The sequence below is a fragment of the Bacillus sp. HU-1818 genome, assembly GCF_022695965.1.
Taxonomy (GTDB): domain Bacteria; phylum Bacillota; class Bacilli; order Bacillales; family Bacillaceae; genus Bacillus; species Bacillus atrophaeus.
The window spans coordinates 788294-813863 of record NZ_JAAPBE010000001.1 but is presented as its reverse complement, the minus strand read 5'-3'; the positions used below and the strand labels follow the sequence as shown (position 1 = coordinate 813863).

Genomic DNA, 25570 nt, shown 5'->3' with positions numbered 1-25570 from the left:
AAGAGAATTAAAAAAAGTCCTCTTAAGAAGAAGACTTTATAAAAGATTTGTCTACCTTCTTATCTTCCAAGCTGTTCGAGCTTGCTGGATTTAGCACCTTGGTCATGACTGCGGATGCAATCATTACACCGGTTGCTGAAGCTTCTTCGGGCCAGTCCCTCAGCTTCTCTTGATAAGAACAATGATTCAGTTTTTAATTGAGTTAATGAAATCCGGAATTCCCCAAAAGGTATGAGGAATTTTCCTTTCTCCAAATTTACCGAAAATATAGACAATAATCAATAGCAAATGTAAAATTTATCGGAAATTTATAAATTGAACATCAATCGGCAGGTCAGCGCCGCGGACGGCAGTCATAATCTGCTGAAGGTCGTCCTTGCTTTTTCCGGTCACCCGTACCTGATCATCCTGGACTTGGGATTTCACTTTCAGACCTGAGTTTTTAATGATCGTGTTGATTTTTTTTGCGTTCTCTTTATCGATCCCTTGAACTAGCTTCGCGCGCTGTCTCACAGTGCCGCCGGAGGCATTCTCAATTTTTGAATATTCGATGTTTTTGGTCGGGACATTTCTTTTAATGAGTTTGCCTGTGAGCACATCCTTAAGCTGGCTCATTTTGAATTCATCATCGGAAACCAGAACGAGATCCTCTTTTTCTAACGTAATGTCGCTTTTACTGCCTTTGAAGTCATAGCGGGTGCCGATTTCCTTCAATGTAATCTGAATTGCGTTTTGGACTTCCGGGTATTCAACTTTGGACACAATATCGAAAGAACTTTCTTTTGCCATATGAAAACCTCCATAACATTTATCTTATGTGTTGATTATAGTAGAATAAAGAGAAACTTCCAACAGAACAAAGAATCAATTTGGGATGATTGGAAAAAATAAGGAACAATATCCGCCAAAAACAACAGCGGAATAGGAAGGACGATAGCATGAGACCAGGGCAGCAATTAACCTTGAGTATAGATCACCAAACAGATTTCGGTTACTTTTTAACCGACGGAGAAGACACGGTTCTCTTACATAACAGTGAAGTGACAGAGGATATAGAAGAAAGAGACGAAGTAGAGGTATTCATCTACGTTGACCAGCAGGAAAGGCTTGCGGCAACGATGAAAATACCGGTTATCAGCGCCGAGCAGTATGGATGGGTAGATGTTGTGGACGCAGTAGACGATATGGGCGTGTTCGTCGATGTCGGCTTATCTAAGGACGCGCTTGTCGCAACAGAGCATCTTCCGCCGTACGAATCCGTGTGGCCGCAAAGAGGGGACAAGCTGTATTGTATGCTGAAAGTGACAAACCGCGGACGCATGTTTGCAAAACCCGCGCCGGAGGACATCATCAGCGAGCTGTTTACTGAAGCGTCAGAAGATATGATGAATAAAGAGCTGACAGGAACGGTGTACAGGCTTATCGCTTCCGGTTCTTTCCTGATCACAGACGACGGCATTCGCGCCTTTATTCACCCTTCTGAAAGAAAAGAAGAGCCGAGACTCGGATCAAGAATCACGGGACGGGTGATTGAAGTGAAGGATGACGGGTCGGTGAACATGTCGCTTCTCCCGCGGAAACAGGATGCGTTGTCAGTAGACGCCGAGCAAATCCTTACTTATATGAGAACGAGAAACGGCGCCATGCCATACGGAGACAAGAGCGACCCAGAAGATATCCGCCAACGCTTTCAGATGAGCAAGGCCGCCTTTAAACGGGCGCTCGGACACTTGATGAAGAATAACAAGGTCTATCAGGAAAACGGCTGGACATATGAAAAGCAATAAAGAAGAGAGCAGGCTGCCAGAGAGCAAGCCTGCTTTTTTTTGCGGTGAATATCCAATTGAATACGGCCTCCAGGTGCCGAGGAGTCCGGACAGGATGTGGGAAATACTACGCAAAACTCTCCATGCTTAACTATTCTCATAAAAAAACAGCAGAACATAGAGCGTTATGCAGAGGAACTATATACAGAGCTGAAGAATATGTCTGATGTAGAAAGAGAGAATGGTATCGCGGAAATAAAGGTTGTGTATTTGTGAAGACTGACATATTTTCTGAGAAATTTTCGCAGCCGAAGGAGTTTGCTGAAGCGGTATTGGGCGTGAGGAACAACAGGGGAAGTGCATATTTCTGTCACAAAATGAAATATCAAAAGGAGATCATCGTTATAGCAAATCTGGCAGCGGTCTAGTTGGTGTTGTAGCTGTGCCGTTTTTTCTTTTTTGAATTTTAAGTAACACGGGGAGGCCGTAACATGGATTTTAGCATCAATTATCTGTTAATGATCATTTCGCTTTTTTTCTTTTTGGTAGCCTATTATGTAGGAATAAAAAAACAAACTTGGATACTGGCCGGTTTTAATGAGGCGCGTATCCGTGACAAGGATAGACTGGCAAGAATTGCAGGCTACTTTTTCTTGAATTCCGGTTTGTTTATTCTGCTGAACAGCTTTATCGCATTTCCCGGACAGGAGCAGCTGATCCCGCCGCTCATTTTGGCATATGGGGCCGGCGTCATTATTTACGTGAATAAGAAATTAGTAGAATAGGAAAAGAAGGACAGGGCATAAGCCTTTGTCCTTCTTGTACATTAATAAAATCGTCGTCTGCCTTAACCAAAAGGCATAGCGCGGCAGCCTAAGAGCAAATTTATTATCGGGCGTTAACTTACTAGGTAACAGCTTCCAGCTCAAAGCAATCTGCTTCGGTCCAGCAGACATATAAAACGATCGGTATTGAATAAGAGAAAAGTAAAAAACCGGCAGTCCTTATCACAAAGCTTACCGGTTTTGTTGTTTATGATTTACTTGAGAAAAAAATCGCCAGCGTTCCCGGACCGGAATGGGAGCCTACGGCCGATCCGATCGTATGCATGATAATCTCTTTCGGATGAAAGGCGTCTTCAATCATCTGTTTCATTTCAAGCGCGGTGTCTTCGTTATCGGCGTAGCTGATGCCGACTGTCTGCCCGCTCCAATTGTCTCCGCGTTCGGCCATTACTTCAATGATCCGCTTTAACAGCTTTTTTTTGCCTCTGATTTTTTCTAACGGAATCAGTTTCCCGTCCTCCATGTGCAGAAGCGGTTTAATATTTAAAAGCCCGCCTACAAAAGCGGAGGCTTTGGAAATTCTGCCGCCTCTTGCAAGATAAGTTAAATCATCCACAGTAAAAATATGCTCAAGATGAGCGCAAAAGTCCTTTACAGACGTTTCAATTTCTTGTATTGTATTTCCGTCGACACAGAGCTCTTGCGCGTATTGCACTGCAAGGCCGTATCCTAATGAAGCGCATTTGGAATCAATGATCCGCAAATCAAAATCAGGATATTCTTCCTTTACTTCATTTGCCATCATCACAGCGGTCTGATAAGTGCCGGAGAGCCCTGAGGAGAAAGTGACATAGAGCGCAGGTTCTCCTGTTTCGGCGAATTGCAGAAACGTGTTTTTAATCGTCTGCGGTGACGCTTGGGAGGTCTTGGGAGCTTTCCCGTTTTTCATTGCCTCCAATACTTCATTCGCCTGAATCGTTACCGCATCTTCATATTCTTTGTCATCAAGAGAAACTCTGAGAGGTATAAAGCCAATGTCGTTCGCCTCGAAAAAAGAACGGGGCAAATCAGCCGCGCTGTCGGCGATGAGATGAACTTTCATATACATATCCCTTCTTTCCAATATGCTCTAAAAAGTAAGAGGTAAGCCAACTATATCATATTAATTTGCCAAATTCGTGTTCAAATATTTGATTTAAGGGAAAAGATACTAATATGAATAAGCGGAGGAACAAAGCCATGGTACTAGAACTGACAAAAAAAATAATCATTGTTGTGATCGGCGCTTTACTTAATGCGGCAGGGCTGAATTTATTTTTGATTCCCGCTGATGTGTATGCCAGCGGTTTTACCGGTGTCGCCCAGCTGTTATCAAGCGTCGTCGACCAATACGCCCCTTTTTATATTTCGACAGGGATTTTGCTGTTCCTCTTAAATATTCCGGTCGGCATTTTAGGTTGGCTGAAAGTCGGAAAATCGTTTACGGTTTACAGCATTTTGAGCGTCGCTTTGACAACCGTTTTTATGGGTGTGCTTCCGGAAACCAGGTTGTCACATGATATCCTGTTGAATGCGGTATTTGGCGGTGTCATTTCCGCGGTCGGAATCGGTATGACATTAAAATACGGCGGATCGACAGGCGGACTAGATATCATCGCCATGGTGCTCGCGAAGTGGAAGGATAAACCCGTCGGCACGTATTTCTTTATTCTGAACGGGATTATCATTCTGACGGCAGGATTATTGCAAGGTTGGGAGAAAGCTTTATATACCCTTGTTACACTTTATGTGACAACGAGGGTGATTGACGCGATCCACACCCGCCACATGAAGCTTACGGCGATGATCGTGACGAAAAAAGCGGATGAAATCAAAGAAGCGATTTATGGAAAAATGGTTCGGGGCATCACGACTGTTCCGGCAAAAGGCGCATTTACGAATGAACCAAAAGAAATGATGGTCATCGTCATCACAAGGTATGAACTTTACGATTTAGAAAAAATCGTCAAAGAGGTTGATCCGAAGGCATTTACGAATATTGTCCAAACGACCGGGATTTTTGGTTTTTTCAGAAAAGACTGATGAAAGCAGGTGGATGTCATGAAGCGGCTGCTTGTGATGCTACTGCCTGCGCTGCTATTAATAGGCTGCGGGCAAAAAGAGCAATCAGAACCCGATAAGGAGGTATCAGGCGGAATGGAAAATCAAGAGGTTGTATTAACCGTTGAACCGATTCAAGAGCCTGAACAAATCAAGTTTAACATGTCATTAGAGAACCAAGGTGAAAATGCCGTGGACTTTCATTTCAGCACCGGGCAGAAATTTGAGCTTGTTGTATACGATTCTGAACACAAAGAAAGATACCGCTATTCCAAAGATAAAATGTTTACCCAGGCCTTTCAGAACTTGACGCTTGAACCTGGCGAAACATACGACTTTTCCGATGAGTGGAAGGAAGTGCCGGAGCCGGGGACTTATGAAGTAAAAGTGACCTTTAAGGGAAAGGCGGAACACTTGAAGCAAATTCAGGCCGTTAAGCAATTTGAAGTGAAATAAAAAACTATGGCGGGTGCCCGCCATAGTTTTTTTATTGCAAGTTATCCAGCTGATCCTGGAATTGATGAAGCTGGTGACGTTCTGCATCTGTCGAATTGGCATACGCGGAAGACACAGCATTTTTTGCTCTTAGAATGGCTTTTTGCTGATCGCCTTCTTCAAAGCCGCCTGCAATCATAACAGCCTGATTAACAAATGATTTCGCCTGAGTGAACAATTCGTTTCTCATTAAAATTCAACCTGTCCTTCAGCCGCATTTTTTGCTGCGGTATGCTGGGACTCTTCAAGTGTAGACCGATATGGAAATCTTGCGTCATGAAGACTGACGGAGTCCTTACCCTGCTGAATAAACCTTTTTGATTTGCTTCGTTTACCCATTTCGAGAATGCCCCCTTCCATATTGTGACGAGATGAGTCGTCCTGCTTAGTATGGAAGGGCTGCCGGCGGTTTATGAGTGGGAAAAATTAAAGCGAAAAATGTTGTTTTAAAAAACGGGAAACGCCATCCTCTTCATTTGAAAAAGTGGTTGTATCCGCAATTTGCTTGACGGAATCAATGCCATTCTCCATCGCAACGCCGCATCCGGCAAACGCAAGCATTTCCAGGTCATTATCTTCATCGCCGAAAGCGATGATGCGCTCAGCTGGGATCTGGTAGTAATCGCTGATTTTTTTTAATCCAACCGCTTTGTTCATGCCGCTTTTAATAATTTCAATTACATGCCACGGGGCCGCCCATCTTCTGTGATCAATCACTTCCGCGTGAACATCGGACAAGTAAGCGCGGATGTCCGGCACATCTTCCTCTTTGGCGTGAATTAACACAGAGGTGACATCCTCACCCAGATTGTCACGTAAATCACCGACCGTTACATTTGTTGTATTCATATTAAATGCGTCAATAAGCCGTTCATCATGATAATGAAAATACACATCGTCGATGACTTCCGCAAGTACATTGTGCACACTATACGTTTCGCTGATATCAACGAGCTGTTTTACGACTTCAAGCGGCAAGGAGGTATGATACCGTCCCCAGCTCTCATCTTGCGGATGGTGAACAAACGCCCCGTTAAAATTGACGATCGGCGTCGTAAGCCCCATCTGCTGATAATACATTGAGCTGGAGCGGTACGGCCTGCCTGTCGAAATACAGACGTAATGTCCGGCTTCTTTGACCTGCCGGATGGTGCGAAGGGTATCTTCTGATATTGTTTTATCATCCTTTAATAATGTTCCATCTAAATCTAAAGCGATTAAATAAGGTTTTGTCTCCATAAAAGCTCCTTTATAATCTTAGATTTTGCGTTTTCTTCCTTATCTACAGTGTAGCTTTTTACCATCTTTATTGTCTACATGTTACACTTATGATTATGGTTATCCTAAGGAGGGAGCTTCGTGATTCAAATTGAAAACCAAACCGTTTCCGGCATTCCGTTTTTACATATTGTAAAGGAAGAGAACAGCCGCCGCGCCGTTCCTCTTGTTTTCTTTATACACGGATTTACAAGCGCGAAGGAACACAACCTTCACTTTGCTTATTTACTTGCCCAAAAAGGCTTCAGAGCTGTTTTGCCGGAGGCTCTTTTTCATGGGGAGCGGGGGGAGAACATGACCGGAGAAGAGCTTGCGGGCCATTTCTGGGACATTGTGCTCAATGAAATTGAAGAACTGAATGTGCTCAAAACATACTTTGAAGAGCGTGATCTTATAGACGGCGGACGCATCGGACTGGCCGGCACGTCCATGGGCGGAATAACCACTCTCGGCGCAATAACGGCGTATGATTGGGTGAAAGCTGGTGTCAGCCTGATGGGAAGCCCGAATTATGTAGAACTGTTTCAGCAGCAAATTGAGCACATCAAATCGCAGGGAATCAATATTGATATCCCGCAAGAGAGAGTAGATGATCTCATCGAACGGCTGAAAACAAGGGATCTCAGCCTTCAGCCTGACTCCTTGCGTCATCGTCCTCTTCTGTTTTGGCACGGTGTGAAAGATAAGATTGTTCCTTACGCGCCGACCCGCAAATTTTACGACACCATTAAACCGCTGTACAGTGAGCAGCCTGAGCTTCTGCAATTCATCGCAGACGAAAAGGCTGACCATAAAGTGTCGCGAGAAGCGTTGTTAAAAACCGTCGCCTGGTTTGAGACGCATTTATAGAGCACAATGGTGTTAACACAAACCGAATTTGCGTTATACTGGAGAAAAAGGAGTGATAGAACGTGGAAGAAGCATTAAAAGAAAACATTATGGGCGCTCTAGAGCAGGTCGTTGATCCTGAGCTTGGCGTGGATATCGTAAACCTCGGCCTTGTATACGATGTCGATATGGACGAAGACGGCTTAACGCATGTGACGATGACACTGACGTCAATGGGCTGTCCTTTGGCACCGGTGATCGTGGATGAAGTGAAAAAAGCTTTAGCGGATATTCCCGACGTGAAAGAAACAGAAGTTCATATCGTCTGGAACCCGCCGTGGACAAGAGATAAAATGTCAAGATATGCGAAAATCGCACTTGGCATACAATAAGAGAGAAAAGGACAGCTGAACAAATAGAGGCTGTCCTTTTCTGCATAGAGAGGAGTGAAAAACATATGATGTACTTGCTTGCCGTATTATGTCCCCCGCTTGCCGTCTTGTTTTCGGGAAAACCGTTTCAAGCTGTGTTAAATCTGATTTTAACGGCGATCTTCTGGCTGCCGGGCGCCATTCACGCTTGCTTTATCGTAGCGGACCGGCGTGCTGAAAAACGGGCCGGATAAAAATTGGAAAAATGAGTGCGCAATCATGGTATACTTAACGCAAACAAAGCAGGGAGAGTGCCATGAAGAAGAAAAAAACGCTTGCCTTTGTCCTTTGCCTCGGCGTATATGCGGCCCTGTTTGCGTACTTTGTCCATTCCGGCCAGAAAACAGAGGCAGGAGGCATGACCGATGTCAGCCGCCTGTTCCCGATGAAAATTAAGCAAACGGTCAAAGGGAAAGAAGAGGAAACATTGATCGAAACGGTGAAAGAGGCCAATCGAAAAAACATAAAAATTTCAATTGCAGGTACCCAGCACTCCATGGGCGGCCATACATATTATGAGGACGGCATCGTTCTCGACATGACAAACTATAATAAAATCTTAGCATTCAACAAAGAGAAAAAAACCATCAGGGTCCAGAGCGGAGCGACTTGGAATGACATACAGAAATACGTCAATTCATACGGCCTCGCCGTAAAAGTCATGCAGTCACAAAACATTTTCACCATCGGAGGGTCGCTCAGCGCCAACGCCCACGGACGTGATATTCGCTACGGCTCGCTCATAGATACGGTCAAATCATTCAGGCTCTTAAAAGCGGACGGCAGCATCGTCACCGTTACTCCGAAGGATGACTTGTTTTCCGCGGTCATCGGAGGATACGGGCTATTTGGCGTGATTCTTGATGTTGAGCTTGAGTTGACGGATGACGAGCTGTATCAGATGCAAACCGAGAAAATGAATTATAAGACATACGCCGATTATTTTAGAGAACAGGTGAAGGGGAATCCCGATGTGCGCATGCATTTAGCCCGCATCGCGACAGGCGAAAAAGGGTTCCTGCAAGATATGTACGTGACGAATTACTTATTGGCTGATGATCAGGATGAAATCAAATCGAACAACGAATTAAAAGAAGATGAGCATACAGAGCTGACAAAATTCGCGCTCGGCCTGTCACGGCGGTATGGTTGGGGCAAGAATTGGCTGTGGAGCACGCAGCAATCCTATTTCCTGAAACAAACCGGAACGATCATCACAAGAAATAACGTGATGCGGTCTGAATCGGAATTTCTCGAATACGAAAACAATGAAAATACAGACGTCCTGCAAGAATATTTTGTCCCGGTTAAAGAGTACTCGTCCTACATTGATGATCTGAGGCAAACATTGTCGCATGAAGACTTCAATCTCCTGAACATTACGATCCGGTATGTGCAAAAAAATGAAAAAGCCGATCTGTCTTATGCGAAAGATGATATGTTTTCGCTCGTTCTGTTAATCAATGAGGGCTTTTCTAAAGAAGAGCAGGCTGATACCGCACGTATCATCAGAAGCATGACAGACGTTGCCTTAAAGCATCACGGAAGTTATTACCTTCCATACATGACGTATCAGACAAAGGCGCAAATGAGAGAGGCATATCCAAAAAGCGAAGCATTTTTTCGCAAAAAACAAACGTATGACCCGGATGAGCGGTTTATGAATTACTTTTATCAGAGGTACAAACCATGAAACACAACAAATTGAAATGGCTGATTCTTTCCCAAAGCAGCGTATTTTTCGCCAGCAGTTTAATCTTTCCGTTTTATATTTTGTTTATTAAAAACATCGGTTCCAGTTATACACAGTTCGGCTTGTCTTATGGCCTATTCGGTCTGAGCGGGGCGCTTATTCATCCGCTGCTCGGCAGGCTGTCGGCCAGAGTGGATAACCGTTATTTTCTTATGGCCAACTCTTGGGGAATGGCGGTGCTTCTTTTATATTTCCCGCATATCTCCGACGTTTCTCAAGTGTACATTGTGCAAGTTCTCTTAGGTCTGCTTGGCGCTATGCAAAAGCATGGCGAAAAAATTCTTATTGCCGACTATACAGATAGCGGAGAACGCGGAAGAAAGATTGGCAGCTATCACTTTTGGACCGCCGTTTTTTCCGCGGCTGCGATTATACTGGGCGGCTTTCTTGCAGATTTCTTTACAGTGCATATTATCTTTTACGCCAGTTCAATTGTCTTCTTTGTGAGCGGGCTGATGTTGTATCAAAACCGAGAGTGAAATGAATGACCCGGCCCTCATGAAGGACGGGTCATTTTTGTTCCATCAGATAGCCGTTGCGATAAGAAAGAATTAGTGATTTTATGATAGTCGGAAGCCCGTTTTTTACAGCGGGTTTTTTTAATGAACAGAAAATTTTCAAATGAATAAAAATATTAAATATACGATTGAATTAATTTTTATTCATGTTATAATGTTAAATAATTTCACAAAAACCAAGAAGGTGAACTTGTTTGAAAATAGGTATTGTAGGCGCTACAGGCTATGGGGGCGCTGAACTTGTCAGGATTCTTGAAAATCATCCACATGCAGAAGAATGCATACTTTATTCATCGAGCGGGCAGGGAAATGCATATAGTGAGACATATCCGCATCTGAGCGGTCTGGTGCATCAAACCTTGCAGCCAATTAATATGAATACCATTAAACATGAAGCAGATGTGATGTTTCTTGCGACGCCTCCCGGTGTATCAAGTGAACTGACTCCGCAGCTTGCGGACGCGGGAATTCCGGTTATTGATCTTTCCGGTGACCTGAGGATACAAGAGTCTGCGGTATATGAAAAATGGTATAAACGGACGGCCGCGCCGGAACAGACAATTAAAGAGACGGTATACGGCTTATCTGAAATCAACAGAAAACACATTAAAAAAGCAAAGCTGATTGCAAACCCGGGCTGCTTTCCGACAGCCGTTTTGCTCGGTCTCGCTCCTCTTGTACAAAACAAGCTGCTCGATGAATCCTTTTTAATCGTTGATGCAAAGACGGGTGTTTCGGGAGCCGGACGAAAAGCCTCTATGGGAACTCATTTTTCCGAGCTGAACGACAATTTTAAAATTTATAAGGTTAACGAGCATCAGCATACGCCGGAGATTGAACAGCTGTTAAAAGAATGGCATCCGGCAATGGAGAATATCACATTTTCCGCCCATTTGGTTCCAATGACGAGAGGAATCATGGCGACAATGTATACACAGGTAACGACAAATATGTCAGGAGATGATCTGCAAAATCTGTATTCGGAATTTTACCAAGATTCATATTTTGTGAGAGTCAGGCCCCAAGGACATTTTCCGGCAACAAAGGAAGTGTGGGGCAGCAATTTTTGTGATATCGGCATAACCATTGACGAAAGAACAAACAGGGTGACGGTCGTATCAGTGATTGATAACTTAATGAAAGGCGCCAGCGGGCAGGCAGTCCAAAATTTAAATATTATGAACGGCTGGAAGGAAGAAACAGGGCTTACCATGACGCCAATTTATCCATAGAACAGGGGAGAAATCGAACCATGATTCAGTTGAGTCAAGAATATATCACAAAAGTAACAGGCGGCGTTTCTTCGCCGAAAGGGTTTGAAGCAAAGGGCGTGCACTGCGGTCTGCGCTATTCAAAGAAGGATCTCGGCGTCATCGTCAGTGAAACGCCTGCAACAAGCGCGGCTGTGTACACACAAAGCCACTTTCAGGCCGCGCCGATCAAAGTCACTCAGGACAGTTTAAAACAAGGCTCAGACTTAAAAGCGGTCATTGTGAACAGCGCCATTGCCAACGCCTGCACCGGAGAGCGAGGCTTGGAGGATGCTTACAATATGCGCGCAGACTGTGCCGAACTGCTGAATGTAGACCCTGAACTAGTCGCCGTTTCCTCAACAGGGGTGATCGGAGAGCATTTGGATATGGGAAAAATCCAGGCGGGGATCAAGCTTTTGAAAGACACGCCAGCGGGTTTCGGAGATTTTGAAGAAGCGATTTTGACGACAGATACAGTAATGAAGCAGACCTGTTACGAACTCACAATCGATGATAAAAAGGTCACGATCGGGGGAGCGGCGAAAGGATCAGGCATGATCCATCCGAATATGGCGACAATGCTCGGCTTTGTCACAACTGACGCGGCTGTGGAAGAAAAAGCGCTGCACAACGCACTTCGTGAGATTACAGATGTCTCCTTTAATCAAATTACGGTTGACGGAGAAACTTCAACGAACGATATGGTGCTTGTCATGGCAAATGGCTGTGCGGAAAATGAATGCCTCACCGAAGCGCACGATGAGTGGCCATTATTTAAAAAAGGGCTTTTACTGGTCTGCGAAGATCTTGCCAAAGACATTGCCAGAGACGGTGAAGGTGCGACGAAGCTGATCGAGGCCCAAGTAAAAGGCGCGAAGAACGATCTTGAAGCAAACGTAATCGCCAAAAAGATAGTCGGTTCAAGCCTTGTAAAAACCGCCGTTTACGGGACGGATGCCAACTGGGGGCGCATTATCGGAGCGATTGGCCACAGTACGGCAAGTGTGACGGCAGAGCAAGTGGAGGTTTTTCTAGGCGGACAGTGCTTGTTTAAAAACAACGAGCCCCAGCCATTCTCAGAAACGAAGGCGAAGGAATACTTAAGCGGAGATGAGATTACAATTGTCATCCGCTTGTGTGAAGGCGAAGGGAACGGAAGAGCATGGGGCTGTGATTTAACCTATGATTATATCAAAATCAATGCGAGCTATCGCACATAACAAGGGGAGCGCAATGGATAAAACAATTGTTTTCAAATGCGGGGGGAGCGTCATCCGGGAGCTTTCCGCCGAATTTTTTCATAATGTAAAAGAATTGATGCAATCAGGCTGGAATATCGCCATCGTCCACGGCGGCGGCCCGGAAATTACAGATATGCTGAAAAAATTAAACATCCAGACAGAATTTGTGGGCGGACAGCGGAAAACAACAAAGCCGGTTTTAGAAGTTGCCGAAATGGTGCTGTCAGGTGTCGTGAATAAATTTTTCGTGGCGGAGCTGGCTAAAAACGGGCTGAAGGCTGCCGGCGTATCAGGCAAGGATGGCGGACTTCTTCAGGCGGACTATCTTGACCGGTACACATACGGCGAAGTCGGAGCTATTAAACAGGTCGATACAACGATAGTCAACGCGTTGATGGAAGAAGGCATCATCCCGGTGATCGCGCCGCTGTCGATGACAAGTGATTATAAGACGCTGAACGTTAATGCAGATCTCGCGGCATCCGCGGTAGCGGAAGCGCTCAAAGCCGATAAGCTTATGTACGTTACAGATGTTGAAGGAATCATGAAGAAACAAAAACGGCTTGATATCCTTTCACCGCAGGAGATTGACGAATTAATTGAGCAGGGGGTTATCTCAGGCGGAATGATTCCGAAGGTCAAATCAGCCTTATCCGCTTTATCAGGCCAATTAAAAGAAGTCATGATTGTAAACGGGAAGGGTTCATTTTTCTCAGGCAAAACATTTCAAGGAACCAAAATCGTGAAGGAAAAGGAGGCGGTTTCGTGAGCAGCTTATTTCAAACCTACAGCCGTTGGGATATTGATATCAAGAAAGCAAAAGGAACGATGGCGGAGGATGAAAATGGAAAAACATATCTGGACTTTATCCAAGGCATCGCCGTTTCCAATCTGGGCCACTGCCATGAGGCTGTGACGGAAGCGGTCAAACAACAGCTCGACAGCGTATGGCATGTTTCCAACCTTTTTCAAAACGCCTTGCAAGAGGAAGCGGCTGATCAGCTTGCCGCTCATAGTGCCGGAGATCTTGTGTTTTTCTGCAACAGCGGGGCGGAAGCGAATGAAGGAGCGATTAAGCTGGCGAGAAAAGCGACCGGCAAAACAAAAATCGTCACATTTCTCCAATCCTTCCATGGACGGACATATGCGGGGATGGCTGCTACCGGACAGGACAAAATCAAAACAGGCTTCGGACCGATGCTGGAAGGTTTTCATTACCTGCCTTACAATGATCCATCCGCTTTTGAAACGCTTAAAGACGAGGAAGGGATCGCCGCAGTCATGCTTGAAACAATTCAGGGAGAAGGCGGAGTGAATCCGGCAAACGCTGACTTTTTAGAAGCCGTACAGACATTTTGCAGCGACAAACAAGCGCTTTTGATCATTGACGAAATCCAAACTGGAATCGGGCGGACAGGAAAAGGCTTTGCTTACGAACATTTCGGCCTCTCACCGGATATTATTACAGTGGCGAAAGGCTTAGGAAACGGTTTTCCGGTCGGAGCGGTGATCGGCAAGAAAACATTAGCAGACGCCTTTACTCCCGGTTCTCACGGAACGACCTTCGGAGGAAATATGCTGGCGATGGCGGCCGTCAATGCGACATTACAAATTGTATTCCAGCCTGAATTTCTCCAAGAGGCGGAGGAAAAAGGGGAATACTTGCTCTCGCTATTACAAACAGAGCTGAACGGCCCGTTTGTAAAACAGATTCGCGGAAAAGGGTTAATGGTTGGGATTGAGTGTGACGGACCGGTTTCTCATATCATTTCAGAATTGCAGACATTAGGCTTACTCGTATTGCCGGCCGGACCGAATGTGATTCGTTTGCTTCCGCCGCTCACTGTATCAAAAGATGAATTATCGTCGGCCGTTGGCAAACTCAAACAAGCGATTGCTCAGCATACTGCTGTAAACCGATAAATTTTTTTACCTACGAAAGCATAAAAATACAAAATTATTATTAATTATTCATCAAGAGGTGGGCTTTGAGATGGAAGGTTATTTAGTGTTAGAAGACGGAACGTCATTCAGCGGGGAGCTGGACGGAAACGAAAATTGCACGGGTGAGACTGTTTTTTTCACCGGCATGACAGGTTATCAGGAAGTGCTGACAGATCCATCATACACAGGGCAAATTATCGTGTTCACGTACCCGCTGATCGGAAATTACGGGATTAACGAGAACGATTTTGAAAGCAAAAAGCCCCATATAAAAGCCGCGGTCGTATATGAAGCGTGTGAGCATTTTTCTCATCATGAAGCGGTATACAGCCTCAAGGAGTACTTGAACAAATGGAACATCCCGCTGTTGTCCCATGTTGATACACGCGCGGTTGTCAAAAAAATCCGCACGAAAGGCACTATGAGCGCAGCGGTAACGACATCCAAAACGGAGGCGGTGCTTTCTTTACAGCCGGGAAACGTGGCGGATCAGGCTTCCGCCCAACAGATTACCACGGAGGGAGACGGAAACAGGCATATTGCCTTGATTGACTTCGGTTATAAAAAATCAATCGCCTCGGCTTTGGTGAAGAGAGGCTGCAAGGTCACCGTCATTCCTTATCAACAAATGGAAACCGTTTATCAAATCAAACCGGACGGCATCGTATTATCAAACGGACCGGGCGATCCGAAAGCCATAAAGCCGTATATGGATCAAATCAAAAACATCGTCAGCCGCTTTCCGACACTTGGCATTTGTCTCGGCCACCAGCTGATCGCGCTTGCCTTTGGAGGAAATACGTATAAGCTGCCGTTCGGGCACAGGGGCGCAAACCATCCGGTCATTGACCGCAAAACGAACCAGGTCTTTATGACAAGCCAAAACCACAGCTATGTGGTTGATGAAAATTCAATTAATGATCAAGAACTGTCCATCAGATTTCACCATGTAAATGACACATCTGTCGAAGGGCTTTCTCATAAGAAGCTTCCTGTCATGAGTGTCCAATTTCATCCGGAAGCCCACCCCGGCCCGGCTGAAAGCGAATGGATTTTTGATGATTATTTAAAGAATGTAACACCAGCAAGGAGAGAAATCGCTCATGCCTAAAGACACCAATATTTCAAGCATATTAGTAATCGGCTCCGGCCCGATCATCATCGGCCAGGCCGCAGAATTTGACTATTCAGGCACTCAAGGGTGCATGGCGCTGAAAGAAGAAGGCTACCGGGTCATTCTCGTTAACAATAACCCGGCGACCATCATGACCGACGAGGCATTCGCAGATGAAATCTATTTTGAGCCGCTGACGACAGACAGCCTGAAGGAGATCATCAAAAAAGAAAAGCCGGACGGACTGCTAGCGAATTTAGGCGGACAGACGGCCTTAAATCTCGCAGTTGAGCTCGAAAAAGCAGAAGTGCTGAAAGCGAATGGAGTGAAGCTTTTGGGCACATCGGTCGACACGATTGAAAAAGGAGAAGATCGGGAAAAATTCCGCTCGCTTATGAAGGAGCTCAATCAGCCTGTGCCTGACAGTGAAATTGTCGATAACGAAGAAGATGCCCTGCGCTTTGCAGAAACGATCGGCTTTCCGGTCATTGTCAGACCTGCTTATACACTCGGCGGAAAAGGTGGAGGGATCGCCCCTTCAAAAGAGGTGTTTCTTCCTCTGATTAAGCAGGCGCTGTTAGCGAGCCCAATCCATCAATGCCTGATCGAAAAAAGCATCGCCGGCTTTAAAGAAATTGAATATGAAGTCATGCGTGACAGTAAAAATACATGCATTACCGTCTGCAACATGGAAAATATTGATCCGGTCGGTGTCCATACAGGCGATTCAATTGTTGTCGCACCATCACAAACACTGACAGATGAAGATTATCAAATGCTGCGTACGGCGAGCCTGACCATCATTTCAGCTCTTGACGTAGTCGGAGGCTGCAACATTCAATTTGCGCTTGATCCTTTGAGCAAACAATATTATGTCATTGAAGTGAATCCGCGCGTCAGCCGTTCATCCGCACTCGCGTCAAAAGCGACCGGATATCCGATTGCAAAAATGGCGGCAAAGCTTGCAGTCGGCTATACACTTGATGAATTGAAAAATCCGCTCACAGGTTCGACTTATGCGAGCTTTGAACCGGCGCTTGACTACGTCATTGTGAAATTCCCGCGCTGGCCGTTTGATAAATTTAAAAATGCCGACCGCACACTCGGCACCAAAATGAAAGCGACCGGCGAAGTCATGGCGATTGAACGAAATTTAGAAGCGGCGATTCAAAAAGCGGCGGCCTCCCTTGAGTTGAAAAACATCGGCACACACCTTCCGGAACTTGGCGGATTGTCTGCAGATGCCCTGTGGGAGTTAGCTATTACCCCAGATGACCGCAGATTTTTTGTTGTCATGGAGCTTTTAAGCCGTCGTATTTCAATAGAAGAAATACATGAAAAAACCAAGATTGACCCGTTTTTCCTGCATGCCTTTCACAAAATCATTGAGCTGGAAAACCGCATGATGGAAGAAGGCGGTGACATCTCTTTTGATCTGCTGAAAAAAGCGAAGGAAAAAGGCTTTTCAGATATCACGATTGCATCCCTTACCGGGAAAACAGAAGAACAAGTCCGCAAGCTGCGGAAGAAGGCGGGAATTACCGCGTCTTATAAAATCGTCGACACGTGCGCCGCTGAGTTTGATGCGAAAACCAATTATTTTTATTCGACCTATTTTGGCGAAAGCGACGGGGATGTCAGCCGCAAAGAAAAGAAACGCGCCCTTATTATCGGCTCAGGCCCGATTCGTATCGGCCAGGGAGTAGAATTTGATTACAGCGCCGTCCACGGAGTCCTTACCTTGCAAAAGCTCGGGTTTGAAACGATTATGATCAACAATAATCCTGAAACGGTGAGCACTGATTATGAAATTGCGGACCGCCTTTATTTTGAACCGATTACGATAGAGCATATTTTAAATGTAGTGGAGCACGAAGACATTGATTTTGCCATCGTGCAATTCGGAGGGCAAACGGCAATCAATGCAGCAGAAGAACTTGAGAAAGCCGGCATCACTCTTCTCGGCACATCGTTTGAGACGCTTGACGCCTTAGAAGACCGGGACCAATTTTATAAGCTGCTCGATGAGCTTGGGCTTGCACATGCAAAAGGTGAAACAGCTTATTCCAAAGAAGAAGCGGTGCAAAAAGCGAAGGGAATCGGCTACCCTGTACTAATCCGGCCATCCTACGTCATCGGCGGAATGGGAATGATGATCGTTGAGTCAGAAGAGGCGCTTTCACAATTGCTTGTTGACGAAAACGCTATGCCGTACCCGATTTTAATTGATCAATATATCTCGGGTAAAGAAGTGGAGCTTGACTTAATTTCTGACGGTGAAGAAGTCTTTATTCCGACATACGTGGAACATATTGAACGGGCGGGCGTCCATTCCGGCGACAGCTTTGCCGTTCTGCCGGGGCCGTCCCTTACCGCTGAACAAGAACAAGGCATGAAAAAAGCAGCCCGAAAAATCGCCCGAAAACTTTCGTTTAAAGGGATTATGAACATTCAATTTGTTATAGACAATGGGAACATTCTTGTTCTTGAAGTGAATCCGAGAGCAAGCCGCACAGTTCCGGTCGTCAGCAAGGTGATGGGCGTTCAGATGATCCCGCTCGCCACACAGCTTTTAGCAGGAGCGTCCTTAAAGGATGTAAACCCATCAGTTCAAAATCAGCATGGTGTGGCAGTGAAATTCCCGGTATTCTCTTCACATGCCATACAGGATGTGGATGTAAAGCTCGGGCCGGAAATGAAGTCGACAGGCGAAGGCATGTGTGTCGCGTTTGATGCGGTTAGCGCAATGAAAAAAATCTATGCCGGCCTCTGGGAGAAAAAAGGAAGCATCTTCTTAGAAGGCGGGAATGACAACTTGAAGAGCCTTGCGGAAAACGCGGGCTTCTCAGTATACGAAGGTCCATTTTCCGCATGGATCGAACAGAAAGATAAAGCAGTCCACATTAATCTGAATCACTCTGAAGAAGCGCGTACGCAGCGGGTAGAAGCAATGACACACGGCGTAACGATTTTCACAGAAGCGGAAACCGTCCGGGCGTTTTTAAACAGCGGCTCCGGGCATCATCGGCCTGTTTCTCTCAGAGATCTTTATAAAAAGGAAGTGGCACCATGCACACAGTGAATATTGGAGACACACAAACCAGCTTGTTCGGTAAAGACCTATTAACATTGAAAGACCTCAGCGAGTCGGACATAAGCGCTCTGCTCACCGAAGCCGCCGATTTGAAACAAAACAAAATCCAGCCGATTTTTCAAGGAAAAACACTTGCGATGATTTTTGAAAAGTCTTCAACGCGGACGCGTGTTTCATTTGAAGCGGGAATGGCGCAGCTTGGCGGAAACGCGCTCTTCTTAAGCCAGAAAGATCTCCAGCTTGGGCGCGGCGAGACTGTGGCAGATACAGCGAAAGTGCTGTCCGGCTACGTGGATGCGATAATGATCCGGACATTTGAGCATGAAACGGTCGAGGAGCTTGCCGAGCATGCGGATATCCCTGTAATCAACGGGCTGACAGATAAATATCACCCATGTCAGGCGCTGGCAGACCTTTTGACGATCAAAGAGATCAAAGGGAAACTCAAGGGTGTAAAAGTCGCCTATATCGGTGACGGGAACAATGTAGCCCATTCTCTTATGGTTGGCTGCGCCAAAATGGGATGTGATGTCTCAATCGCTTCGCCGAAGGGCTATGAGGTTCTTGAAGAAGCGGCCAATGCTGCAAAAGAGTATGCCGGCGTATCCGGTTCCTCTATAACGCTGACTGCTGATCCGGTCGAAGCCGTAAAAGGGGCCGATGTGATTTATTCCGACGTTTTTACAAGCATGGGGCAGGAAGCGGAAACGAATGAACGTCTGACGGTTTTTGCGCCTTACCAGGTGAATGCATCACTTGTCAAACATGCAAAACCTGACTATACATTCTTGCATTGCCTGCCTGCCCATCGCGAAGAAGAGGTAACAGCAGAGATTATTGACGGTCCCAATTCCGCGGTATTCCAACAAGCTGAAAATCGTCTGCATGTCCAAAAAGCCTTGCTGAAGGCGATCCTTTACAAAGGATGAAGACAAAAAAACTGCTGAGTATTCCTTAGCAGTTTTTTTATGAGACATATTATTGATATTTAGACGCATACTACAACAAAAAGCTATAGGAGGGATACAATGGGACAGCAGCATCAATTCCGACCTGGGCAAAAAGCGCCTAATAACGGTGCGTATGTAGAAATCGGCGAAACAGGAAGCATGGTGAAAAACCCGAAAAAAATTCATTTGACGGCAGGAGACATGTTTCCTGAGACATCGAATCATAACAGGCTATGGACATACCAAAGAAAGCCGTAAAAAAACCTGCGCATAAGCAGGTTTTTTTACGGCTGTTGGCTTGTTTCATTCTTCATAGGAAGCATCTCGCCGAGAACAATAACCAGCACTGTGATAATAACAGCGATAACAGAAGATGTTGTCACGTTATACTCGGCTCTGTTCATAGAGGCGATCAAGTAGCAAGCCATATGTGATAAAAGGAACGTCCAAATAAAAGCAACAATAAATCGCACGTTTCCACCTCGTCCTTCTCATTCTATTCTAAAGGTTATCATACCATATATAAAGTAGAGTAGGAAGTTAATTTTAATGCCCTTCTTCATTTCATCATTCTGCTTGATCTTCATTTTAATGGTAAAATAAAAATAAATATCGTCTATTGGTATAATAGCCAATTCAAGGCATCACTAGGACTTTACCTTATTCGTTTTGTTTCTTTCTACATAGCATAGTATAGCGTGAGATGAAGCTGCGAAAGGAGGCGGGCAGGCGATGGGATTAACGGAAAGATATTTTCAAATGGGATCGGAGCAAAACGTCATTCATCTGCCGTATCGGCCGAACGGATTCGGCATCTTTATATTGGGAGACCGGACTCACTTCGTCAGTGATGAGACCAGCTTTTGGCTTCAGCATTATGGGAGAAATCAGCTGTTGAATATGCTGAGGGAAGAAGGATATACGATTTTTAACAGCAATTTGTACGGAAGGCACTGGGGCGCAGAAAAAGCGGTCACGTATGCCAAACAGCTGATCCACTTTGTGTTAAAGCAGGAGATCCTCAATCAGAAGATTCATATATTAGCAGACGGAATGGGCGCCCTCGTTGCTGATGAACTGCTTCGTTTTTCCCCGGACCACATCCGTTCAGCAGCGATGCTGAATCCTTGTCTCGATCTTCAGGCACATTATGAATCGGAAAAAGAAAACAAATTTTTCTACAAACAATTCTTAAAAGAAGCAGCTGAAAGCTACGGAATAACAGAAAAAGAAGCGGCCGCACGGAGCTATAAAACGATAAAAGGCTATCCAAGCCGGCTGCCTGTGCACATCTGGCAGCGGATGACCGGAGCGCCTTACCCATACAGCATGCATGCGGGAGTTTACAAGGACACGCAAAAAAAGGCAGGCTGCCCGGTGGATATCACATTCCATTTATTTGAGCACCCGACCAGAATCTACACATCTATCTGTAACTTCTTTCACAGGCATGAAAAAGAATTATAGTGAATACAATAACAGCAGCCTTCTCTTTACCGAGGGCTGTTTTGCTTTGCTGAATATTAAAAACAAGAAGGGCGGCAGATCAATGGACTCAATGCTGATTATTGGTGCAGATGAATTTTTCGGCCTTTCATTATGCGAAAGAATGATGGATGAAGGTTATGACGTTGATGTCATCTTGGCAAATCCGGATAATGAAAATAGACGAATCTATTTGGAAGAACGGCTGATGTGGCTCGGAAGAAACGAACACTTTCGCCAATTAAAGAATATCGGGGACAAACAATATGATAAAGTCTGTGTCCAATATGAGAGCGGCGATTTTTCTGCAGACAGCTTCAAAAACGAAACTGTTTATATACTTGTCTATGAGCATGACAGGCAGAAGTGGGAAGAAGAAGTGAAAAATGATGCGGCAAGTTGCATTATTCTTCCGAGGATGTATGGCCCATGGAAAGAAGATCAAGAAGAAAAAAAGGAAAACAGCTTTTTCGTTGAAGACGTGGCTGATCACCTGAGGAACTATTTTGTGTCAGACACCGAGAAGGACAGGAGTAAGGTTATTCATTTGCAAGTCGAAGAACAAACGCCGGAAGAGGAAGCAAAAACAAAAATCATCGAGTGGAAAAGACAATTTTCATCATTATTCGACAAATATTAAGAAATACCTTCCATGTTTCGAGCTTTCCAGATACAATAAACGTATATGGAATATACATGTTATAGCTTGCAAAAGGGGTTGAACATGACATGATCACTAGGCTTGTCATGATCTTTTCTGTCCTCCTGTTACTGAGCGGATGTGGACAAACTCCGTTTAAAGGAAAAATTGAGAAGGTCGGTATGCTCTTTCCCGATACCATCAATGATCTAGTGTGGGGAACAAAAGGGTATAAAGGTTTACTAAGTATACAATCTGCATATAATGTCGACGTCTATTATAAAGAAGGCGTTAAGACTGATGAGGATATATTAAACGCCATTGAAGATTACCATAAGAGAGGGGTAAACCTTCTTTTTGGCCATGGCAGTGAATACGAAGAAATGTTTAATCTGGTCAGTGAGGATTACCCGGACATGGAATTTGTCGTTTCTAACGCGGAATCAAAAGCCGACAACGTCACAAGCGTTCATCTTAACGGAGAAGCGATGGGTTTTTTCGGCGGGATGACAGCCGCGCATATGTCCAAAACCAATCAAATCGGCGTGATTGCTTCTTTTAAATGGCAGCCTGAAGTAGACGGCTTCATCAAAGGGGCCAAATATGAAAATCCGGACATCACCATCAATACGAAATATACAGACCACTGGGATGACGATACCACGGCCGTGAAGCTTTACGAGAAGATAAAAGAGGAAGGCGCGGATGTTGTATATCCCGCCGGAGATGGGTATAATGTTCCTGTCATTCAACAAATTAAAAAAGACGGTCTCTATGCGATCGGCTATGTCACAGACCAGTCTGATCTGGGCGAGAATACCGTTTTGACAAGCACTGTTCAAAATGTGGACAAGGCCTATGGCATCATAGCCGAGCAATACAGCAAGGGCACTTTGGAAAGCGGAGATCACTATTTCGATTTTAAAGATCATGTCGTTGAAATGGGGACATTCAGTCCTCTTGTCGACAAAGCCTTCCAAGATAAAATTGCCGCTCTTATCAAAACGTATAATCAAACAGATGAACTGCCGAAAAAAGAGTAACGGAGTGAATACGAATGCAGCATGAAAAATCACTTGAATTTTTGCAAATCGCTATGAAATATTTGCCGGAAGCAAAAGCGGAGCTGGAAAAATCGGGGATCGAGCTGTCCGCCGAGTCCATACAGCCATTTATGAATCTGTTTTCAACGGTGATGGCGGAAGCTTACGAGCTTGGCAAGTCCGACGCAAAATCAGAAAATGAATAATAAAAAGCCACTTTTATTGAAGTGGCTTTTCACATGATTTTTTTCTTTAAAGCGGTAACCATCGGGCCGAGATCTTTTAAAACAGGTTTTAATTGGTCAAGCGAGTTCATAATAGAGCCGATTTGGTTCATGACATGCATGTAGTCGACAGCTTCAGCAGTCTCTTCTTCGCCCGAACGGGAAACCGCTTCTTTTTCGTCCTGTTTCTCTTTTTTTTCTGCGGAATCGCCAAACATCATTTTTGAAAATACATCCAACAATATACGCCTCCTTTTCGTCCTTATAACATAATCTATGAGAGAAGAGCGCTGATAGATTAGACGAATATATTGCCAACAGAAAAAAAATAGGGTAGGATTAGTACCAGATACTAATAATTGATCATAACGTTTGATCTTCTAAATTTTAGATATAAAGGAGTCTTCCCGATGAAAGCTGGAATACTTGGAATGGGCCGTTTTATCCCTGAAAAGGTTTTGACGAATCATGATTTAGAAAAGATGGTTGAAACTTCTGACGAGTGGATTCGTACAAGAACAGGGATAGAAGAAAGAAGAATAGCCTCAGAGGATACGTATTCATCACATATGGCTGTTGCCGCTGCCAAAAAAGCGCTTGAACAAGCTGAGGTCGCGCCTGAGGATCTTGATATGATTCTCGTTGCCACCGTCACACCGGATCAATCATTTCCGACTGTCTCATGCATGATTCAAGAACAGCTGGGCGCGAAAAAAGCGTGTGCGATGGATATCAGCGCGGCATGCGCAGGGTTCATGTACGGGCTTGTCACAGGTAAACAATTTATAGAAGCAGGAACATATAAACATGTTCTCGTCATAGGCGTTGAGAAACTCTCCAGCATTACAGACTGGGAAGACCGCAACACTGCCGTTCTGTTTGGAGACGGAGCGGGCGCTGCGGTGGTCGGGCCTGTCAGTGATGACAGAGGTATCCTTTCATTTGAGCTTGGAGCGGACGGCACAGGCGGTCAGCACTTGTACTTGGATGAAAAAGGACATACAATCATGCATGGAAGAGAAGTATTCAAATTTGCCGTTCGCCAAATGGGTCAGTCAAGCGTGAATGTCATTGAAAAAGCCGGCCTCTCAAAAGAAGATGTCGATTTTCTCATTCCGCACCAGGCGAACATCCGCATAATGGAAGCGGCGCGCGAGCGTTTGGAGCTTCCTGTCGAAAAGATGTCTAAAACCGTTCATAAATATGGAAACACATCTGCCGCGTCTATACCGATTTCATTCGTAGAAGAGTTGGAAGCCGGAAAAATAAAAGACGGCGATGTAGTCGTCATGGTTGGTTTCGGCGGAGGATTAACATGGGGCGCCATTGCATTGCGCTGGGGCCGATAGAAAAAGGGTGAGGTGCACAAAATGAATAAAAAAAGAGTAGTCGTTACAGGACTTGGGACATTATCCCCTTTGGGCAATGATGTCGAGACAAGCTGGAAGAACGCAATCAACGGTGTATCTGGAATCGGTCCGATTACACGTGTTGACTCAGAAGAATATCCGGCTAAAGTAGCCGCTGAACTGAAAGACTTCAATGTTGAAGATTATATGGATAGAAAAGAAGCAAGAAAAATGGATCGTTTCACACAGTACGCTGTGGTAGCCGCTAAAATGGCCGTTCAAGACGCCGGCCTTGAGATTACGGATGATATCGCGCAGAGAGTCGGCGTATGGGTCGGTTCCGGCATCGGAGGCCTGGAAACGCTTGAATCACAATTTGAAATCTTCTTAACAAAAGGGCCGAGACGGGTAAGCCCGTTCTTCGTTCCGATGATGATTCCAGACATGGCGACAGGCCAAATTTCAATCGCTTTAGGTGCCAAAGGGGTCAACTCTTGTACCGTGACAGCGTGCGCAACAGGAACAAACTCGATCGGTGACGCGTTCAAAGTCATTCAGCGCGGTGATGCAGACGCGATGATCACAGGCGGAACAGAAGCGCCGCTGACAAGAATGTCGTTTGCGGGATTCAGCGCAAACAAAGCGCTCTCAACTAATCCGGATCCGAAAACAGCGAGCCGCCCGTTTGATAAAAACCGTGACGGATTTGTTATGGGTGAAGGAGCAGGTATCGTGGTACTTGAAGAACTTGAACACGCACTTGCCCGCGGCGCGAAGATTTATGGGGAAATAGTCGGCTACGGTTCAACCGGAGACGCTTACCACATTACCGCGCCTGCTCAAGACGGTGAGGGCGGAGCAAGAGCCATGCAGGAAGCGATTAAAGACGCAGGGCTTGCGCCAGAAGAGATTGATTACATCAACGCTCACGGTACAAGCACGTACTATAACGATAAATACGAAACAATGGCGATTAAAACCGTTTTCGGCGAGCACGCGAATAAACTTGCGATCAGCTCCACAAAATCAATGACAGGCCACCTTCTGGGTGCGGCTGGCGGAGTTGAAGCGATTTTTTCTGTACTGGCCATTAAAGACGGAATCATTCCGCCGACGATTAATATCGAAACACCAGACGAAGAATGCGACCTTGATTATGTACCGGATACAGCGCGGAAACAGGACTTAAATGTTGTCCTCAGCAACTCGCTCGGATTCGGCGGACATAATGCGACCTTGATCTTCAAAAAATATCAATAACATCACGACGTGCCGGCTG

30 protein-coding genes and 1 riboswitch are annotated in these 25570 nt (G+C 45.3%); of the genes, 23 read left to right on the top strand and 7 right to left on the bottom strand.

Features of this window, described 5'->3' with window-relative positions:
* Positions 1-56: 56 nt before the first annotated feature.
* Positions 57-179: riboswitch (SAM riboswitch) on the bottom strand.
* Between the two features lie 118 nt (positions 180-297).
* On the bottom strand, positions 298-789 hold the full coding sequence (locus tag GXP75_RS04035) for a YajQ family cyclic di-GMP-binding protein (RefSeq protein WP_214917985.1): 492 nt from the start codon (positions 787-789) through the stop codon (positions 298-300).
* A 149-nt stretch (positions 790-938) separates the two neighbouring features.
* On the opposite strand from GXP75_RS04035, the gene GXP75_RS04030 reads away from it, so the two are divergent.
* On the top strand, positions 939-1787 hold the full coding sequence (locus GXP75_RS04030) for a CvfB family protein (RefSeq protein WP_094231787.1): 849 nt from the start codon (positions 939-941) through the stop codon (positions 1785-1787).
* Between the two features lie 470 nt (positions 1788-2257).
* Entirely contained in the window at positions 2258-2551 is a 294-nt protein-coding gene (locus GXP75_RS04025) for a DUF3784 domain-containing protein (RefSeq protein WP_214917979.1), read from the top strand.
* A 247-nt stretch (positions 2552-2798) separates the two neighbouring features.
* Here the strand turns inward: GXP75_RS04025 and GXP75_RS04020 are convergent, their stop codons facing one another.
* Positions 2799-3653: a DegV family protein gene (locus tag GXP75_RS04020; protein WP_242556173.1), complete on the bottom strand. Its 855-nt coding sequence runs from the start codon at positions 3651-3653 to the stop codon at positions 2799-2801.
* Between the two features lie 137 nt (positions 3654-3790).
* Between GXP75_RS04020 and GXP75_RS04015 the strand changes: the two genes are divergently transcribed.
* Together GXP75_RS04015 and GXP75_RS04010 are read left to right on the top strand one after the other, a co-directional pair.
* Complete coding sequence (locus GXP75_RS04015) at positions 3791-4633, top strand: YitT family protein (RefSeq protein WP_214917974.1); 843 nt, start codon at positions 3791-3793, stop codon at positions 4631-4633.
* A gap of 18 nt (positions 4634-4651) precedes the next feature.
* Positions 4652-5107 (top strand): BsuPI-related putative proteinase inhibitor, encoded by a 456-nt coding sequence (locus GXP75_RS04010; protein WP_313897114.1) that lies wholly within the window; start codon positions 4652-4654, stop codon positions 5105-5107.
* 31 nt (positions 5108-5138) lie between these two features.
* Here the strand turns inward: GXP75_RS04010 and GXP75_RS04005 are convergent, their stop codons facing one another.
* From GXP75_RS04005 to GXP75_RS03995, 3 genes are all read right to left on the bottom strand, one after another.
* Positions 5139-5336, bottom strand: a complete 198-nt coding sequence (locus tag GXP75_RS04005; protein ID WP_003327623.1) for a DUF3813 domain-containing protein — start codon at positions 5334-5336, stop codon at positions 5139-5141.
* Positions 5336-5485: a hypothetical protein gene (locus GXP75_RS04000; RefSeq protein WP_003327622.1), complete on the bottom strand. Its 150-nt coding sequence runs from the start codon at positions 5483-5485 to the stop codon at positions 5336-5338. Before GXP75_RS04000 ends, GXP75_RS04005 begins: the two co-directional genes overlap by 1 nt.
* Positions 5486-5572: 87 nt before the next feature.
* Positions 5573-6385: a Cof-type HAD-IIB family hydrolase gene (locus tag GXP75_RS03995; RefSeq protein WP_212064427.1), complete on the bottom strand. Its 813-nt coding sequence runs from the start codon at positions 6383-6385 to the stop codon at positions 5573-5575.
* Between the two features lie 120 nt (positions 6386-6505).
* Between GXP75_RS03995 and GXP75_RS03990 the strand changes: the two genes are divergently transcribed.
* The 13 genes from GXP75_RS03990 to GXP75_RS03930 all read left to right on the top strand — a co-directional run bounded on the left by GXP75_RS03990 (position 6506) and on the right by GXP75_RS03930 (position 19808).
* Positions 6506-7273: a prolyl oligopeptidase family serine peptidase gene (locus GXP75_RS03990; protein WP_214917973.1), complete on the top strand. Its 768-nt coding sequence runs from the start codon at positions 6506-6508 to the stop codon at positions 7271-7273.
* Between the two features lie 62 nt (positions 7274-7335).
* A complete protein-coding gene (locus tag GXP75_RS03985) occupies positions 7336-7644 on the top strand; it encodes a metal-sulfur cluster assembly factor (protein WP_003327618.1) in 309 nt (102 codons plus the stop codon).
* Between the two features lie 65 nt (positions 7645-7709).
* Positions 7710-7877 (top strand): YqaE/Pmp3 family membrane protein, encoded by a 168-nt coding sequence (locus GXP75_RS03980; RefSeq protein WP_003327617.1) that lies wholly within the window; start codon positions 7710-7712, stop codon positions 7875-7877.
* A 62-nt stretch (positions 7878-7939) separates the two neighbouring features.
* Complete coding sequence (locus GXP75_RS03975; protein WP_242556172.1) at positions 7940-9376, top strand: FAD-binding oxidoreductase; 1437 nt, start codon at positions 7940-7942, stop codon at positions 9374-9376.
* Complete coding sequence (locus GXP75_RS03970) at positions 9373-9915, top strand: MFS transporter (RefSeq protein ID WP_003327615.1); 543 nt, start codon at positions 9373-9375, stop codon at positions 9913-9915. Before GXP75_RS03975 ends, GXP75_RS03970 begins: the two co-directional genes overlap by 4 nt.
* Positions 9916-10148: 233 nt before the next feature.
* The gene (argC, locus tag GXP75_RS03965) at positions 10149-11186 is read left to right on the top strand and encodes an N-acetyl-gamma-glutamyl-phosphate reductase (RefSeq protein WP_242556171.1); all 1038 of its coding nucleotides are present in this window, start codon (positions 10149-10151) and stop codon (positions 11184-11186) included.
* A 20-nt stretch (positions 11187-11206) separates the two neighbouring features.
* Positions 11207-12427 (top strand): bifunctional ornithine acetyltransferase/N-acetylglutamate synthase, encoded by a 1221-nt coding sequence (gene argJ / locus GXP75_RS03960; RefSeq protein ID WP_214917967.1) that lies wholly within the window; start codon positions 11207-11209, stop codon positions 12425-12427.
* A 13-nt stretch (positions 12428-12440) separates the two neighbouring features.
* A complete protein-coding gene (argB, locus tag GXP75_RS03955; protein WP_199680451.1) occupies positions 12441-13217 on the top strand; it encodes an acetylglutamate kinase in 777 nt (258 codons plus the stop codon).
* A complete protein-coding gene (locus tag GXP75_RS03950; RefSeq protein WP_061571209.1) occupies positions 13214-14371 on the top strand; it encodes an acetylornithine transaminase in 1158 nt (385 codons plus the stop codon). Before argB ends, GXP75_RS03950 begins: the two co-directional genes overlap by 4 nt.
* 70 nt (positions 14372-14441) lie before the next feature.
* Positions 14442-15503: a carbamoyl phosphate synthase small subunit gene (locus GXP75_RS03945; protein WP_242556170.1), complete on the top strand. Its 1062-nt coding sequence runs from the start codon at positions 14442-14444 to the stop codon at positions 15501-15503.
* On the top strand, positions 15496-18588 hold the full coding sequence (locus GXP75_RS03940; protein ID WP_242556169.1) for a carbamoyl-phosphate synthase (glutamine-hydrolyzing) large subunit: 3093 nt from the start codon (positions 15496-15498) through the stop codon (positions 18586-18588). The genes GXP75_RS03945 and GXP75_RS03940 overlap by 8 nt, the downstream gene beginning before the upstream one ends.
* Positions 18576-19529 (top strand): ornithine carbamoyltransferase, encoded by a 954-nt coding sequence (argF, locus tag GXP75_RS03935; protein WP_242556168.1) that lies wholly within the window; start codon positions 18576-18578, stop codon positions 19527-19529. Before GXP75_RS03940 ends, argF begins: the two co-directional genes overlap by 13 nt.
* 99 nt (positions 19530-19628) lie before the next feature.
* Entirely contained in the window at positions 19629-19808 is a 180-nt protein-coding gene (locus GXP75_RS03930; RefSeq protein ID WP_003327605.1) for a YjzC family protein, read from the top strand.
* 26 nt (positions 19809-19834) lie between these two features.
* Here GXP75_RS03930 and GXP75_RS03925 read toward each other — a convergent pair whose 3' ends face one another.
* On the bottom strand, positions 19835-20023 hold the full coding sequence (locus GXP75_RS03925) for a YjzD family protein (protein ID WP_242556167.1): 189 nt from the start codon (positions 20021-20023) through the stop codon (positions 19835-19837).
* A gap of 259 nt (positions 20024-20282) precedes the next feature.
* Between GXP75_RS03925 and GXP75_RS03920 the strand changes: the two genes are divergently transcribed.
* The 4 genes from GXP75_RS03920 to GXP75_RS03905 all read left to right on the top strand — a co-directional run bounded on the left by GXP75_RS03920 (position 20283) and on the right by GXP75_RS03905 (position 22924).
* A complete protein-coding gene (locus tag GXP75_RS03920; RefSeq protein WP_061571213.1) occupies positions 20283-21017 on the top strand; it encodes a hypothetical protein in 735 nt (244 codons plus the stop codon).
* Between the two features lie 82 nt (positions 21018-21099).
* The gene (locus tag GXP75_RS03915) at positions 21100-21675 is read left to right on the top strand and encodes a hypothetical protein (protein WP_242556281.1); all 576 of its coding nucleotides are present in this window, start codon (positions 21100-21102) and stop codon (positions 21673-21675) included.
* Between the two features lie 89 nt (positions 21676-21764).
* On the top strand, positions 21765-22718 hold the full coding sequence (locus tag GXP75_RS03910) for a BMP family ABC transporter substrate-binding protein (RefSeq protein ID WP_061571215.1): 954 nt from the start codon (positions 21765-21767) through the stop codon (positions 22716-22718).
* A gap of 14 nt (positions 22719-22732) precedes the next feature.
* Positions 22733-22924 (top strand): ComZ family protein, encoded by a 192-nt coding sequence (locus GXP75_RS03905; RefSeq protein ID WP_010788228.1) that lies wholly within the window; start codon positions 22733-22735, stop codon positions 22922-22924.
* 29 nt (positions 22925-22953) lie between these two features.
* Here the strand turns inward: GXP75_RS03905 and GXP75_RS03900 are convergent, their stop codons facing one another.
* Positions 22954-23181, bottom strand: a complete 228-nt coding sequence (locus GXP75_RS03900) for a hypothetical protein (RefSeq protein WP_003327598.1) — start codon at positions 23179-23181, stop codon at positions 22954-22956.
* Between the two features lie 171 nt (positions 23182-23352).
* Here GXP75_RS03900 and fabH point away from each other — a divergent pair, with 171 nt between their 5' ends.
* Complete coding sequence (gene fabH / locus GXP75_RS03895) at positions 23353-24291, top strand: beta-ketoacyl-ACP synthase III (RefSeq protein ID WP_003327597.1); 939 nt, start codon at positions 23353-23355, stop codon at positions 24289-24291.
* Positions 24292-24312: 21 nt separating this feature from the next.
* Complete coding sequence (gene fabF / locus GXP75_RS03890) at positions 24313-25551, top strand: beta-ketoacyl-ACP synthase II (protein ID WP_061571216.1); 1239 nt, start codon at positions 24313-24315, stop codon at positions 25549-25551.
* The last annotated feature ends 19 nt before the right edge of the window (positions 25552-25570 follow it).

Excerpts from the sequence above, each read along its gene's own strand:
- GXP75_RS04035 (WP_214917985.1), bottom strand. The coding sequence starts at position 789 with ATGGCAAAAGAAAGTTCTTTCGATATTGTGTCCAAAGTTGAATACCCG.
- GXP75_RS03945 (WP_242556170.1), top strand. The coding sequence starts at position 14,442 with ATGGAAGGTTATTTAGTGTTAGAAGACGGAACGTCATTCAGCGGGGAG.
- GXP75_RS03980 (WP_003327617.1), top strand. The coding sequence starts at position 7,710 with ATGATGTACTTGCTTGCCGTATTATGTCCCCCGCTTGCCGTCTTGTTT.
- GXP75_RS03920 (WP_061571213.1), top strand. The coding sequence starts at position 20,283 with ATGGGATTAACGGAAAGATATTTTCAAATGGGATCGGAGCAAAACGTC.
- fabF (WP_061571216.1), top strand. The coding sequence starts at position 24,313 with ATGAATAAAAAAAGAGTAGTCGTTACAGGACTTGGGACATTATCCCCT.
- GXP75_RS04000 (WP_003327622.1), bottom strand. The coding sequence starts at position 5,485 with ATGGGTAAACGAAGCAAATCAAAAAGGTTTATTCAGCAGGGTAAGGAC.
- GXP75_RS04020 (WP_242556173.1), bottom strand. The coding sequence starts at position 3,653 with ATGAAAGTTCATCTCATCGCCGACAGCGCGGCTGATTTGCCCCGTTCT.
- GXP75_RS04005 (WP_003327623.1), bottom strand. The coding sequence starts at position 5,336 with ATGAGAAACGAATTGTTCACTCAGGCGAAATCATTTGTTAATCAGGCT.
- argB (WP_199680451.1), top strand. The coding sequence starts at position 12,441 with ATGGATAAAACAATTGTTTTCAAATGCGGGGGGAGCGTCATCCGGGAG.
- fabH (WP_003327597.1), top strand. The coding sequence starts at position 23,353 with ATGAAAGCTGGAATACTTGGAATGGGCCGTTTTATCCCTGAAAAGGTT.
- argJ (WP_214917967.1), top strand. The coding sequence starts at position 11,207 with ATGATTCAGTTGAGTCAAGAATATATCACAAAAGTAACAGGCGGCGTT.
- GXP75_RS03970 (WP_003327615.1), top strand. The coding sequence starts at position 9,373 with ATGAAACACAACAAATTGAAATGGCTGATTCTTTCCCAAAGCAGCGTA.
- GXP75_RS04030 (WP_094231787.1), top strand. The coding sequence starts at position 939 with ATGAGACCAGGGCAGCAATTAACCTTGAGTATAGATCACCAAACAGAT.
- GXP75_RS03910 (WP_061571215.1), top strand. The coding sequence starts at position 21,765 with ATGATCACTAGGCTTGTCATGATCTTTTCTGTCCTCCTGTTACTGAGC.
- GXP75_RS03940 (WP_242556169.1), top strand. The coding sequence starts at position 15,496 with ATGCCTAAAGACACCAATATTTCAAGCATATTAGTAATCGGCTCCGGC.
- GXP75_RS03975 (WP_242556172.1), top strand. The coding sequence starts at position 7,940 with ATGAAGAAGAAAAAAACGCTTGCCTTTGTCCTTTGCCTCGGCGTATAT.
- GXP75_RS03905 (WP_010788228.1), top strand. The coding sequence starts at position 22,733 with ATGCAGCATGAAAAATCACTTGAATTTTTGCAAATCGCTATGAAATAT.
- argF (WP_242556168.1), top strand. The coding sequence starts at position 18,576 with ATGCACACAGTGAATATTGGAGACACACAAACCAGCTTGTTCGGTAAA.
- GXP75_RS03915 (WP_242556281.1), top strand. The coding sequence starts at position 21,100 with ATGGACTCAATGCTGATTATTGGTGCAGATGAATTTTTCGGCCTTTCA.
- GXP75_RS04010 (WP_313897114.1), top strand. The coding sequence starts at position 4,652 with ATGAAGCGGCTGCTTGTGATGCTACTGCCTGCGCTGCTATTAATAGGC.
- GXP75_RS04015 (WP_214917974.1), top strand. The coding sequence starts at position 3,791 with ATGGTACTAGAACTGACAAAAAAAATAATCATTGTTGTGATCGGCGCT.
- GXP75_RS04025 (WP_214917979.1), top strand. The coding sequence starts at position 2,258 with ATGGATTTTAGCATCAATTATCTGTTAATGATCATTTCGCTTTTTTTC.
- GXP75_RS03930 (WP_003327605.1), top strand. The coding sequence starts at position 19,629 with ATGGGACAGCAGCATCAATTCCGACCTGGGCAAAAAGCGCCTAATAAC.
- GXP75_RS03995 (WP_212064427.1), bottom strand. The coding sequence starts at position 6,385 with ATGGAGACAAAACCTTATTTAATCGCTTTAGATTTAGATGGAACATTA.